Raw genomic sequence first — 12826 nt, forward strand, 5'->3', positions numbered from 1 at the left:
CAATTGGTCGTAGGTTTCTGCTAGATAGATTTCTGGTCGATAGATTTCTGGTAGAACAGCGCGGCACTCAACAGTTCCTGAGTGTAGCCCTGTTTCGGTGAATCGAATATCTCCGTTGCGTTTCCGTATTCGACCACCTTGCCATGCTGCAACACCAGCAGCTTATGGCTCAGCGCTCTCACTACCGAAAGATCGTGACTGATAAAGATGTAGCTAAGCTGATAACGGGCCTGGATATCCCGCAGCAACTGGATAACCTGTTTCTGCACCGTGCGGTCGAGGGCCGAAGTGGGTTCATCGAGAATGATGACTTCCGGTTGCAACACCAGGGCCCTGGCGATCGCGATACGTTGACGCTGCCCGCCGGAAAACTCATGGGGATAGCGGTGTCTTGCCTCCGGGTCGAGTCCGACATCAGAGAGTGCCTGGATGACTTTCCGATCCTGCTCTTCTGCACTGGCGGGGGTATGGATTTCCAACCCCTCACGAACGATCTCAGCGACGGACATCCGCGGACTCAGGCTGCCAAAGGGGTCCTGGAAAACAATCTGCACACGGCTGCGATACGGGCGAAACCGCTTCTGGTCCAGATGTGCCAGCTCCTCGCCGTTCAGGCGAATACTGCCGGTGGCGCCGGTGAGCTTGAGCAGGGCATGGCCGATGGTGGTTTTACCGCTGCCGCTTTCCCCGACAATGCCGAGGGTTTCTCCGCGGGCCAGAGTAAAGCTGGTGTCCTGAACCGCGTGGAAGTAGCGGGTCGTTCGGCCAAACAGGCTTTTTTTGATCACAAACCGCACATCGAGGTTGCTGACCTCAAGCAGTGGTTGATCTGATTGATCTGTGCTGACGGGATGTTCCGGGGGCTCGGCATCCAGCAGGCGACGGGTGTAGGGGTGTTCCGGCGCGCTGAACAGTTGCTCGGTGGTGGCCTGCTCCACCAGTTTGCCCCGTTCCATGACCGCGACCCGGTCCGCATAACGGTGCACGATGGACAGGTCGTGGGTGATCAGCAGGATGGCCATGCCGAATTCCTGTTGCAGGTCCCGTAGCAGCTCCAGAACCTGGCGTTGCACGGTCACATCCAGGGCCGTAGTGGGTTCGTCGGCGATCAGCAGTTCCGGCTCGTTGGCCAGCGCCATGGCGATCATGACACGTTGCTTCTGGCCGCCGGATAACTGGTGGGGGTAGCTGTTCAGTCGGGTTTCAGGATCAGGGATACCAACCAGTTCGAGTAGCTCAAGGCAACGTTTGCGCGCCTGGGGGCCCCGTAATCCTTTGTGAAGGGCGAGGGTTTCACTGACCTGTTTTTCTACCGTGTGCAGCGGGTTCAGGGAGGTCATGGGTTCCTGGAAGATCATGCTGATCCGGTGCCCACGAATTTGCCGAAGCCTTTTGTCATTCGCCTTCAGCATGTCTTCACCCTGGAAGAGAACCCGCCCGGAAGGGTAACGGGCGTGTCGTTCGTCCAGTAACCGCAGGATGGAAAGTGCGGAAACGGATTTCCCGGAGCCGCTTTCACCCACCAGGGCCAGGGTCTCTCCCCGGGTGATGTCGATGGAGAGACCATCGACCACCAGATGATCTTGATCAAAGCGAATGGAGAGGTCTGAGATTTCCAGCAGCTTGGACATATCAGTTTTTTCTCGGATCAAAGGCGTCGCGCACGGCTTCGCCGACGAACACCAGCAGGGTCAACATCAAGGACAGCGACACAAAGGCCGAGATACCGAGCCAGGGAGCGTGCAAGTTGGCCTTGCCCTGGGCGATCAGCTCACCCAGCGAAGGCGACCCCGAAGGCAGGCCAAACCCCAGGAAGTCCAGCGAGGTGAGCCCGGTAATGGCGCCGGTCAGGATGAAAGGCAGGAACGTGAGCGTCGCCACCATGGCATTGGGGAGAATGTGTCGGAACATAATTTTGCGATTACCCAGCCCGAGCGCCCTGGCGGCACGAACGTATTCAAAGTTCCTCGCCCTGAGAAATTCGGCCCGGACCACATCCACCAGGCCCATCCAGCTAAACAGCAACATGATTCCCAGCAGCCACCAGAAATTGGGCTGGACGATACTGGACAGAATGATCAGCAGGTACAGCACCGGCAGACCAGACCAGATTTCGATGAAACGCTGGCCCAGCAGGTCGATCTTGCCGCCATAGAAGCCCTGGATCGCCCCGACGGTAACGCCAACAATGCAGCTGGCAATGGTCAGTGTCAGGCCAAAGAGCACGGAAATCCGGAATCCGTAGATCACCCGGGCGGCGACGTCACGGCCCTGGTCATCGGTACCCAGCCAGTTTTCGGCGCTGGGCGGGGCGGGTGAGGGCACATCAAGATTATAATTGATGGTGTCATAGTTGAAGCGGATGGGTGGCCAGAGCATCCAGCCATTGGCCTTGATTTCGTCTGCAATGAACGAATCCCGGTAATCGGCTTCAGAAGGCAAGAATCCGCCAAAGGTCTCTTCCGGAACGGACTCGACCACCGGAAAGTAGTAATCACCCTGATAGGACACCACCAGGGGCGCGTCGTTGGCAATGAGTTCCGCCACCAGGGACAACCCGAACAGTGTCAGAAAGATCCACAGGGACCAGAAGCCCCGGCGGTTGTTGCGAAAATTCCGCAATCTTCGCTGCTGGATCGGGGTGAGTGACATCATGGCTCAGGCACCCTCCCGGCTTTCAAAATCGATGCGAGGGTCAACCAGCACATAGGTTATGTCGCTGATCAGTTTCAGCACCAGCCCCATGAGCGTGAAGATATAAAGCGTGCCGAAGATCACCGGGTAATCCCGGTTGAGCGCGGCTTCAAAACCCAGCAGGCCCAGACCGTCCAGGGAGAAAATGACTTCAATCAGCAGGGAACCGGTGAAGAACAGCGAAACCAATACGCCCGGCATGCTGGCAATCACAATCAGCATGGCGTTGCGGAACACGTGGCCATAGAGCACCTGCTTTTCCTCGAGGCCCTTGGCCCTGGCCGTCACTACGTACTGCTTGCTGATTTCATCCAGGAACGAGTTCTTGGTCAGCAAGGTCAGGGTGGCAAAACCGCCGATAACATTGGCAGTGACCGGCAGCGCCAGATGCCAGAAATAGTCGCCGATTTTCTGGTACCAGTTAAGCTCGTCGAAGTTGGAGGAAGTCAGTCCGCGAAGGGGGAACCAGTCGAAATAGCTGCCGCCGGCAAACAGTACGATCAGCAGGATGGCAAACAGGAAACCCGGGATGGCATAGCCAACAACAATGGCGGAACTGCTCCAGACATCAAATCGTGAACCGTCGGTGATCGCCTTGCGAATGCCCAGAGGGATGGAAATCAGGTAGATGATCAGCGTGGACCAGAGGCCGAGGGATATGGACACCGGCATCTTGTCGACGATCAGCTCAAGCACCGTTCGTTCACGGAAAAAGGACTCGCCAAAATTGAAGGTGGCATAATCCCCCAGCATCTTGAAGAAGCGTTCATGGGCCGGCTTGTCAAAGCCGTACATGACCTCGATCTCTTTCAGCAGTTCCTCCGGGATGCCCCGTGAGCCACGGCTGTCGCCGTCGGAGGAGGCAACTTCACCGCCACTGCCGCCGCCACTGGCACGGGCCAGGGCACCCCCGCCATGACCCTCCATTTCGGCTATCAGCTGCTCGACGGGTCCGCCGGGCGCAGCCTGTACGATAACGAAGTTGAGCAGCATGATCCCGATCAGAGTCGGAATGATCAGTGCCAGCCGTCGTAGTATGTATACGCCCATCTAGTGGAGCCCTTTCACCGTTGTACCGATCGCAATCATTGGGTCAGGGTTGAATCCACCAGTTGTCGATATCAATGCCATTCTTGGGTGTGATGTCAGGACGCTCCAGGTAACCCCAGTACGCAATACGGTCGCGGGGCAGATACCACTGGGGGATCACATAGTGACCGTGAAGAAGCACGCGATCCAGCGCGCGTACGCGGTGAACCAGTGATTCCCGGTCCGGGGCCTGGATGACCTTGCTGACCAACTGATCAACCACCGGGTCGTTGACGCCCATGTAGTTCCTGGAGCCGTTCACATCGACATTGGAGGAATGCCAGTACTCCCGCTGCTCGTTGCCCGGCGAGTCGGACTGGGGCAACACCTGGGTAATCACGTCGTAATCGAACTGCCGTACGCGCTGAATGTACTGGTTGGTGTCGACCAGTCGCACAGATACATCAATCCCAAGCCGGGCGAGGTTGTCCTTGAAGGGCAAAACGATGCGTTCGAAGTTTTTCTGGTGCAGCAGCACCTCAAACGACAGCGGCCGGCCATTTTCAGTGTTCACCATCTTACCGTCGCGAATATCGTATCCGGCCTCTTTGAGCAGCTGCATCGCCTTGCGCAGGTTTTGCCGGAGACCGTTTTTGCCTTCTATGCCCGGCGGCTGATAATCCTCGGTGAAGACGTCCTCCGGCAGTTGATCACGATACTGCTCCAGAATCTCGAGTTCCCGCCCTTCTGGCAATCCGGTAGAGGCCAGTTCACTGTTCTCGAAGAAACTTTCTGTACGGGTATATTGGCCGTAGAAGAGATTTTTGTTGGCCCATTCGAAGTCAAAACCGTAAGACAGCGCTTCCCGAACCCTGGGGTCCGAAAACACCGATTTGCGGGTATTCAGGACAAATGCCTGCATGCCTGCGGGGCGTTGATGCTCAATGGCTTCCGTGACAATCGTGTTGTTGTCGAACTTGTCGCCCTTGTACGCCGTGGCCCAGTTCTTGGCGGAAGATTCAACGCGGAAATCAAAGCTGCCGGCCTTGAAAGCCTCCAGGGCCACAGTGTCATCGGAGTAGTAGTCGTAGCGAATTTCATTGAAATTGAAACGGCCTTTTCGACTTCCAATATCCCGGGCCCAGTAATCATCGACCCGTTTGTAGGTAATGGAGCGCCCGGCCTCGAAATTGCCGATCCTGTAAGGGCCGCTGCCCACCGGTGGTTTCAGACCATTGCGACCGAACTCACGGCCGTCCCAGTAATGGGCGGGCAGGATGGGCATTTGTCCGAGGATCAGTGGTAACTCACGATTGTTGGTGTCGCCGAAGTCGAAGCGCACCCGGTGCTCATCTTCCACGGTGACTTCGGTGACGTCGGCGTAGTAATTCCGGTAGAACGGATGCCCTTCCGTGGTAAGCGTTTCGAAGGAGAACCGGACGTCCTCTGCGGTAATAGGTTCGCCGTCCTGGAAGCGCGCTTCCTCACGGAGATTGAAAATGACGTAACTGCGGTCCTCTGGGGTTTCCAGGGATTCCGCAATCAGTCCGTAGGCGCTGAAGGGTTCATCATCGGACGATTCCAACAGGGTGTCATACAGGTAACTGCTGACCCCGGCCGCTGCGACACCGCGGATCACGAACGGATTAAAGGAATCATAGCCGTTCGCCACGACTGCCATGCGCAGCGTGCCGCCCTTGGGGGCGTCCGGATTGACGTAATCAAAATGGTTGAACCCCTCGGAGTATTTGGGGGCTCCGTGCATGGCGATGGCGTGTTGGGTGTCGGCATCCGCCGTCTGTGCGGGGAGTGGGGCGGCCAGGAGTGCCAAAGCCAGTGAGCAAAACGACGTAAGGTATGAGGTTGTCCGTGTTGTTGTCATAGATCTCGCACGTTTTGGTGAATCGTCCAGGAATCAATGATTGTTTTTATTGCCCGGAGTTCCCGCCATTGGCGAACTTGTCAGGGGCTATTCCTGATATCTACGTAGAGTACCAGACTTTGCCCCGGCTGGAGATAACGGGCGGAATTCAGGTCGTTCCAGCTTGCGATATCGCGCACATTGACTGAAAACCGGCTGGCGATGGCTGACAGGGAATCACCCTTGCGCACCTTGTAACCGACCTTGCGAACCATGGCCTTGCCCCGGTCGTTGCTGGCTGCGGTTTTCGGTTGGCTGTTCTGTGACCAGATTACGAGCCGCTTACCGGGAATCAGGGCATCGCCCGGCGCCATATTGTTCCAGGCCGCCACCTGGCGGACGGAGACCCGATGATCGCGGGCGATATCCCAGAACGTGTCACCACGGCGGACGGTGTAGTCGACACGGTTACCTTTCCGGTTGCGCGACTGCTTTTTCTCCAGACGCTGGCTGGCGCTGAGGGCGTACTGGTCGGAATTCTGGCTGGCGGAGGGAATCATCAGCCGTTGGCCGACACGAATCATGTCACCGGAGAGGTTGTTGATGCGGCGAATAACGGACGTTGTGGTGGAAAACTTCCGCGCCACGGTGCTCAGGCTGTCACCCGCGACCACTTCATAGTTGCGCCAGGCTACCCGTTCATTCTCCGGAATATTGCTCAGTGCCTCCCTGAACGTGCTGGCCTTTTCCCGTGGAATAAGCAGACGGTGAGGGCCGTCGGGGGCTGTCGCCCAGCGGTTGAAGGAAGGGTTAAGCAGGTAGATTTCGTCGACATCCACTTCTGCCAGCTCCGCTGCCTGCGCAAGGTCCAGTTGTGAGCCGGTTTCCACCACTTCGAAATAGGGTTCATCACTCAGCGGTGGCAGTTCGATGCCATAGTCTTCGGGCTTGTCGAAAATCTTTGCCAGGGCAATCAGCTTGGGCACGTAGTGGGTGGTTTCTCGTGGCAACTTCAGGGACCAGTAATCCGTCGGTTTGTTGGCGTTACGGTTGCGGCGCATGGCGATGGACACCGTGCCGCCGCCACTGTTATAAGCGGCCAGGGCGAGGGTGTAGTCGCCGTCGAACCGTTTGGCCAGACGGTCCAGATAGGTCAGGGCAGCGTCTGTTGCTTCAATAATGTCGCGGCGGTCGTCGTGCCACCAGCTTTGGGTCAGACCAAAATATTTGCCCGTACTGGGAATGAACTGCCACAGCCCGGCGGCCCGACCATGAGAATAGGCAAAAGGGTCAAACGCACTTTCAACCACAGGAAGCAGGGCGAGCTCCGTTGGCAGGCCGCGCTTTTCGATTTCAGAAACGATGTAGTGCAAATAACGACTGCCGCGCTCAACCACCCGGCGGATGTAACTCGGGTGCTTGCGGTACCAGTCGAGCTGGTTTTTTACCCTGGGGTCAGTGACGTCGTGATCGAGTTCAAAGCCAGCGCGTAGCCGGTGCCAAAGGTCTGTCGTGGTATCGGCGTCCTTGTCAGCCTGTTCCCGGGGGGCGTCCAGTTTGTCCCTGGCGCCTTCCGCTGCGGCTTTCAATTCCGGGGCGATGGCTTCGTCGAGTTCTGTGCGTGCATCGTTGTCGCCGTCACCGCCGGATTCAACCGATTCTTTCAGCTCATCGTCGCCAGCGGCAACCGTCGTTTTCCTGGAGTCGAGGGGGCTGTCGCCGTCCTCATTGTCGTCGCCGAGATAGGTGGCGGGGTTTATCCAGTCAGGCGTACTGTTTTCGAGGGTGGTGCAGCCGCCCATAAGGGCGCTCGCGAACAAAATCGTGGAAAGTTGTCTGACCGGCATAGTAATACTTCCGACTGGCTGGTTGCGCCGGGGTATGTATGGAAGCCCGGCACATTTAATAAGTTATGGCAATAATTTTGAAAGGATTCTATGGTCGCGGCCAGAGGGGGTCAAGAAACCTCTGGTTACGTCATTGAGAGGATTTGTTAACCGCGTTAAAAATGATCCTTGCCGTGTCGAACGGCGGCAAACACGTCGTCATCGGTAGCCGACGGTAAGCCGTTGTCGGTGCAGTATCTTTGTGCTGACTCGATCACTGCGGGGTCGTCCCATCTCAGAAACGGGTTCAGTCGCTTCTCGTCTCCAAGCTTTGAGGGGACGGTGGCCATCCCTTTATCGCGCAGGGCCTGGCACGTGTCCTCAAAACGGCGGAGGTCGTTATCCTCCGGGAGCCAATGTCGGGCGAACCTGAGATTGGCCAGGGTGTACTCATGGGCACAGTACACCAGGGCGTCATCGGGCAGGCTCCTGAGGCTCGCGAGGGATTCACGCATCTGGGATGGAGTGCCTTCGAACAGGCGACCGCAACCACACACAAACAGCGTATCGCCACAGAACAGCACCGGATGGTCGTTGACCTGTGTCTCGGAAAAGTAGGCAATGTGATCAAGGGTATGCCCCGGCACGCCCATGACCCGAAAGGTCATCGAGTACCAGGTGACCTCGTCGCCGGGCTGTACCGCCTGGGTTATTCCCTTGAACGGTGATCCCGCCGGGCCGGTAATCCTGCAATCCGGCGCGTCTTCGGCCAGGGCGTTTACCCCGCCCACGTGATCCGGGTGATGATGGGTTACCAGTATGGTGTCGAGCGTCAGATCATGCTGTCTGAGGTATTCCCTGACCGGTTCCGCCTGGCCCGGGTCAACAATGAGAGCCTTGCCGGAATCGGTATCCGCAAGACACCAGATGTAATTGTCGTTAAATGCCGGGATTGCGGTGATGGTCAGCATAGTGCCCTACATGTGCCAGATGGATGTGCCTGTTATGATAATGCATTACCCCGACCGCCCCAAGGGCGGCAATCACTTGGCCGAGGGCAGAACACAATGGCAGCGCGCGAACCCGTTGATTTCTCTTTACGGCATGACAGCTTTGAGCGGTGGTACCAGACGCCCCTGGGGCGGGCGCTGCTTGCGGATCAGCGTGCGTGCGTTGATGCTCATCTTGACGAACTGACCGGGGCCAGGCAGCTGCAAGTGGGTATCAGTCACCGGTTCCCATTGGCCAGTGGTACCGATTTTTCCCAAAAGATCGTAAGCACCCCGAACTGGAGCCCGGCCATTCCCGATGGTGTCGCCGTGTGCGATGCGGATGAATTGCCTTTCCCGGGTGACTCCATGGATCTGGTGATACTTCACCACACCGCGGATTTCTCCCCCCATCCCCATCAGGTATTGAGGGAAGCCTCCAGGGTGCTTCGCGGTGAAGGTACGATCCTGCTGATCGGCTTCAACCCCATCAGCATCTGGGGATTGCGCCGGCTGTTGTCGAGATCCCGGAATGGTCCGTGGGGCGGGCGGTTCCTGATGAAAAGCCGTATGGAAGACTGGCTCAGATTACTGGACTTTTCGGTGGAGTCTTCACGCTCATGCTTTTACCATCTGCCGCTGCAGAGGCCGGTGACGGAGCGTCGCCGCAACCTGGTCGGAAAACTCTGCGGTAACGGGATTCTTCCGGTGGGCGCCTATTACTGTATCCTTGCGAAAAAGCGGGTCTGCTCACGCATTCCCCGCCGCCCCGTGTGGAAACAGCAAAAAGTGATTACACTGCCCGGTTCCGGAACCGTGGGTGCATCGCGAGGATGTGCCAGCCGATCCACTATCAAATCATCCAATTCAGGGAGCAGTAATGGCCGGTAAGGTTGTGCTTTATACCGATGGCGCCTGCAAGGGCAATCCTGGCCCGGGAGGCTGGGGCGTGGTGCTCCGATACGGCGATACCAGGAAAACTCTCCATGGCGGTGAGCCACAGACCACCAACAACCGCATGGAGTTGATGGCAGCGATCAAGGGGCTGGAGGCTTTAAACAGGCCTTGCGAGATAGAGCTTTATACCGACTCCCAGTATGTGCGCAAAGGCATCACTGAATGGATGGCCGGTTGGAAGCGCAACGGCTGGAAAACCTCGGCAAAGAAACCTGTGAAAAACGAGGACCTGTGGCAGGAGCTGGACAGCCAGGTGGCCCGTCATGCTGTGAACTGGCACTGGGTGAAAGGGCATTCCGGAATTCCCGATAACGAGTTGGCGGATGAGCTTGCCAACCGGGGTGTCGAAGAACTGGCAAATGGGTAATCAGAGACAGGCAGGGGTATGAGACAGATAGTACTGGATACTGAAACCACGGGTATTGATCCTTCGGAAGGCCATCGGATCATCGAAATCGGGTGTGTGGAAATGGTTGAGCGACAGCTCACCGGCCGCAACTATCATGTATACATCAATCCCGAGCGTGAAGTCGAAGCGGAAGCGATCACGGTCCACGGTATTACCAATGAATTCCTGGCGGACAAGCCGGTGTTTTCTGAAATCGCGGACGAGTTTTTCGAGTTTATCCGGGGCGCTGAACTGGTCATTCACAACGCCGCGTTTGACGTGGGCTTCATGGACTCGGAATTTGCCCGTCTGAAACCCGTCCGCAAAACCGCTGATCATTGCGGTATTGTGGACTCCCTCGCCATTGCCCGTAAGAAGCATCCTGGCCAGAAAAACAGCCTGGACGCCCTGTGCAAGCGCTACGGAGTCGATAACAGCAATCGTGAGTTGCACGGCGCGTTGCTGGATGCTGAGATCCTGGCGGATGTCTACCTGCTGCTGACCGGTGGTCAGACTGCACTTTCCCTGGATGCCGGTACTGATAATGACAGTGGCACGGATGGTATCCGTCGATTGTCCGCTGAGCGGAAGCCGCTGAAGGTTCTGAAAGCGTCTGAAGATGAGTGTGCGGCCCATGACCAGTTCATGGAGTTGCTCGCGAAGCAGGCGGGCGGGACCGTCTGGGAGCGTATGGACAATCCGGGAGAATAACGCCGGATCTGGGTACACCGAACCCAGAGTGCGAACTGGGTCGTGCTGTACTCTTTGTTACATTCCCGGTTTCTTGAGCTACTTGAGTTTTATGTTATAAGTAATGATAAGTTCGCCAGTTTTTTGCGAACACAATAGTTAACCGGACAGGACAAAGCCGGTTCATAACAAGGCCTCGAAGTCCATCGACAGGGTCACATTCCAAGAACAGGACGCGGTAGTTTCCGCGAAGTCAACAGGAAGCGTTTATGGTTCAATCGTCTCTGGCGACGAAGTCACAGTCCTTTGATCTGGTCAAAAGTGAAATTGAGCAGACCATAAAGCAGGCTGAGTCCAGCCTTGAACGCTTTCAGGAAAATCGCGAGAGTGGGGAAGATCTGCAAAACTGTGTGGACTTCCTGAACCAGCTTCGCGGTATCTTCATTCTGGTGGAACTGCGCGGTGGCACCCTGTTGTGCCAGGAAGCCGTCACCATGGCGAACGACGTACCTGTCGGCGCCAACGATGACAAAAACATTCTGCTGACCACTCTCAACAGCGCACTCTTCATTCTACGGCGTTACGTTGAATACTATCACCAGCAGCGGGCGGACCATCCGGAACTGTTGCTCCCGGTGATCAATGACTTGCGCGAGGCCCGCCGGGAAAAACCTTACCCCGAATCCTGCTTCTTTGATGTTGATGTCAAAGCCCGACCGGACTTCTGTTCCGGGGTCGCGCTTGCTCCGTTCGAGGGCGATGAATCAGAATATGAAATCCTCGCGCGCCGCATGAGGCTGACGTTCCAGGTCGCCCTGCTGGGCATTCTGCGAGAGCGTAATGAAGTGGTCAGCAAAAAGCTGATCGGACGTGCCGCCAGGGGGCTGGCCAGAGTGTGCCAGGGGGCGCCGATGGGGCAGATGTGGTGTCTTGTCGCGATCGTGGCGGACACTATGCTGGATCGGGCAATGCCTTTTACCAAAGCCCGCAAGCGCATGTTCATGCGGATAGAAAAGTATGCCCGGGAAGTGGTTTACGTCGGCAAGGTGGCCACTTCCAAGGATGCTCCCGATTCACTGATCCGCGATATGATCTACATCCTCTATCGCAGCGGCTCCGGTAATCCGGAGGTGGCCGGCATTCTGTCTGCCTACCGGCTGGCGCCGGCGGAGTTCCCGGATTCCATGCTGGAAGCGCACGCAAGGAGGTTGTACGGTCCCGGTGCGGATGTTCTCAAGTCTCTTTCCGAAGCATTGCAGGATGAGCTGAACCAGCTGAAGGACAAGCTGGATATCATTGAGCGTGGCATTGAGCCCGATCTGGCAGAATTCTCATCGATTGCGGACACCCTTGAACGGCTCGGTAACACCCTGGTCATGCTGGACCTGAGCCAGCTTGCCGGAAAATGCCGGGCCGAGGCGAGCCGCCTGCGTGGCTGGGAGTCTGAATCGCGGTCGCCCGGTGATGAGGAACTCTACGCCCTGGCGGATTCCGTGCTTGGCATAGAAGACGCCATAATGCAGATTGTGACCCGTGGTATTACCTCGGAAACCGATGCCCTGGCAACGGGTGAGCGTAAGCGCGATGAATCCCTGTACCTGCAAGAAGCGACGTACGTAGTGGCCGATGAGGCCAGGAGCGCGCTGACACTGGCCAAGCGTGCCATTACGGCCTTCATTGAGTCTGATTACGACAAGCTGCACCTGGCCAACCTGCCTGGAACGCTGCACAGCATCTGGGGAGGGCTGCATATGGTCGGGGATCCCGGCGCCGCCAGTGTGCTGGAGCGTGTGGCCGCATCGATTCAGGAGCGACTGCTGGATTCCCGGGAAGCGCCATCCCCACAGGTGCTGGAAGCTCTGGCGGATGCGCTGACATCCCTCGAATATTACATCGAGAGCATAGGCAAGCGAGAAGATTGTAACGCAGACCTGCTCCGCCTCGCCGAGTCATCACTGAACGATGTAGGCCTGTAGAGAGACCTAAAAAAACCCTGCTGAGTAAGGCAGGGTTTTTTCAGGTCTGTCTGTCCGGGACTGCTTAGCCCATCTTGAACAGCTCGCCCAGCTTGGTAGCCAGCATCATGTCGCCTTCGGCGCGGAGTTGGCCAGCCATGAATGCCTGCATACCGTCAGTTTCGCCTGACACGATGCCCTGCAGGGTTTCAGAGTTCATGATCAGGGTTACGGAAGGATCGTCGTGTGCACCTTCGTGGAGTTTGCAGGTGCCATCCTTGATGACCAGGTGGTAGGTCTTGTCGTCTTCGATATCGAACTGGAATACCAGATCCAGGCCTTCGGCTGCGTCTGCGTTGAAATTCTGTTCGAGTTTGTCAAATACCTGAGCTACAGACATTATTTTACCCTTATTGATGATTGTCTTGGCTTGGCGA

General features: G+C 57.0%; 11 protein-coding genes. 4 read left to right on the top strand and 7 right to left on the bottom strand.

Annotated elements, in window-relative coordinates:
• Window positions 1-20: 20 nt before the first annotated feature.
• The 6 genes from ACJO5Y_RS04465 to gloB all read right to left on the bottom strand — a co-directional run bounded on the left by ACJO5Y_RS04465 (window position 21) and on the right by gloB (window position 8381).
• Window positions 21-1631, bottom strand: a complete 1611-nt coding sequence (locus ACJO5Y_RS04465; protein WP_406985224.1) for an ABC transporter ATP-binding protein — start codon at window positions 1629-1631, stop codon at window positions 21-23.
• Window position 1632: 1 nt separating this feature from the next.
• On the bottom strand, window positions 1633-2652 hold the full coding sequence (locus ACJO5Y_RS04470; protein WP_406985280.1) for an ABC transporter permease: 1020 nt from the start codon (window positions 2650-2652) through the stop codon (window positions 1633-1635).
• A gap of 6 nt (window positions 2653-2658) precedes the next feature.
• On the bottom strand, window positions 2659-3744 hold the full coding sequence (locus ACJO5Y_RS04475) for a microcin C ABC transporter permease YejB (protein ID WP_406985225.1): 1086 nt from the start codon (window positions 3742-3744) through the stop codon (window positions 2659-2661).
• A gap of 43 nt (window positions 3745-3787) precedes the next feature.
• Window positions 3788-5605, bottom strand: coding sequence for an extracellular solute-binding protein (locus ACJO5Y_RS04480; protein ID WP_406985226.1), 1818 nt, complete (start codon window positions 5603-5605; stop codon window positions 3788-3790).
• A gap of 80 nt (window positions 5606-5685) precedes the next feature.
• Window positions 5686-7431: a lytic transglycosylase gene (locus ACJO5Y_RS04485; protein ID WP_406985227.1), complete on the bottom strand. Its 1746-nt coding sequence runs from the start codon at window positions 7429-7431 to the stop codon at window positions 5686-5688.
• Between the two features lie 155 nt (window positions 7432-7586).
• Window positions 7587-8381: a hydroxyacylglutathione hydrolase gene (gene gloB, locus ACJO5Y_RS04490; protein WP_406985228.1), complete on the bottom strand. Its 795-nt coding sequence runs from the start codon at window positions 8379-8381 to the stop codon at window positions 7587-7589.
• A 96-nt stretch (window positions 8382-8477) separates the two neighbouring features.
• Between gloB and ACJO5Y_RS04495 the strand changes: the two genes are divergently transcribed.
• The 4 genes from ACJO5Y_RS04495 (at window position 8478) to ACJO5Y_RS04510 (ending at window position 12410) form a co-directional block, all read left to right on the top strand.
• Window positions 8478-9290 (top strand): class I SAM-dependent methyltransferase, encoded by an 813-nt coding sequence (locus ACJO5Y_RS04495; protein ID WP_406985229.1) that lies wholly within the window; start codon window positions 8478-8480, stop codon window positions 9288-9290.
• Window positions 9280-9723: a ribonuclease HI gene (rnhA, locus tag ACJO5Y_RS04500; protein WP_406985230.1), complete on the top strand. Its 444-nt coding sequence runs from the start codon at window positions 9280-9282 to the stop codon at window positions 9721-9723. The genes ACJO5Y_RS04495 and rnhA overlap by 11 nt, the downstream gene beginning before the upstream one ends.
• Before the next feature lie 18 nt (window positions 9724-9741).
• Window positions 9742-10455, top strand: a complete 714-nt coding sequence (dnaQ, locus tag ACJO5Y_RS04505) for a DNA polymerase III subunit epsilon (protein ID WP_406985231.1) — start codon at window positions 9742-9744, stop codon at window positions 10453-10455.
• Between the two features lie 248 nt (window positions 10456-10703).
• Entirely contained in the window at window positions 10704-12410 is a 1707-nt protein-coding gene (locus ACJO5Y_RS04510; protein ID WP_406985232.1) for a FimL-related protein, read from the top strand.
• Between the two features lie 64 nt (window positions 12411-12474).
• Here ACJO5Y_RS04510 and ACJO5Y_RS04515 read toward each other — a convergent pair whose 3' ends face one another.
• Entirely contained in the window at window positions 12475-12789 is a 315-nt protein-coding gene (locus tag ACJO5Y_RS04515; protein ID WP_406985233.1) for an SCP2 sterol-binding domain-containing protein, read from the bottom strand.
• Between the last annotated feature and the right edge of the window lie 37 nt (window positions 12790-12826).

It is taken from the genome of Marinobacter alkalisoli (assembly GCF_045449855.1).
Taxonomy (GTDB): Bacteria; Pseudomonadota; Gammaproteobacteria; order Pseudomonadales; family Oleiphilaceae; genus Marinobacter.

Bases quoted from the DNA above. Each gene is read 5' to 3' on its own strand.
- ACJO5Y_RS04465 (WP_406985224.1), bottom strand. From the start codon at position 1,631: ATGTCCAAGCTGCTGGAAATCTCAGACCTCTCCATTCGCTTTGATCAA.
- ACJO5Y_RS04470 (WP_406985280.1), bottom strand. From the start codon at position 2,652: ATGTCACTCACCCCGATCCAGCAGCGAAGATTGCGGAATTTTCGCAAC.
- ACJO5Y_RS04475 (WP_406985225.1), bottom strand. From the start codon at position 3,744: ATGGGCGTATACATACTACGACGGCTGGCACTGATCATTCCGACTCTG.
- ACJO5Y_RS04480 (WP_406985226.1), bottom strand. From the start codon at position 5,605: ATGACAACAACACGGACAACCTCATACCTTACGTCGTTTTGCTCACTG.
- ACJO5Y_RS04485 (WP_406985227.1), bottom strand. From the start codon at position 7,431: ATGCCGGTCAGACAACTTTCCACGATTTTGTTCGCGAGCGCCCTTATG.
- gloB (WP_406985228.1), bottom strand. From the start codon at position 8,381: ATGCTGACCATCACCGCAATCCCGGCATTTAACGACAATTACATCTGG.
- ACJO5Y_RS04495 (WP_406985229.1), top strand. From the start codon at position 8,478: ATGGCAGCGCGCGAACCCGTTGATTTCTCTTTACGGCATGACAGCTTT.
- rnhA (WP_406985230.1), top strand. From the start codon at position 9,280: ATGGCCGGTAAGGTTGTGCTTTATACCGATGGCGCCTGCAAGGGCAAT.
- dnaQ (WP_406985231.1), top strand. From the start codon at position 9,742: ATGAGACAGATAGTACTGGATACTGAAACCACGGGTATTGATCCTTCG.
- ACJO5Y_RS04510 (WP_406985232.1), top strand. From the start codon at position 10,704: ATGGTTCAATCGTCTCTGGCGACGAAGTCACAGTCCTTTGATCTGGTC.
- ACJO5Y_RS04515 (WP_406985233.1), bottom strand. From the start codon at position 12,789: ATGTCTGTAGCTCAGGTATTTGACAAACTCGAACAGAATTTCAACGCA.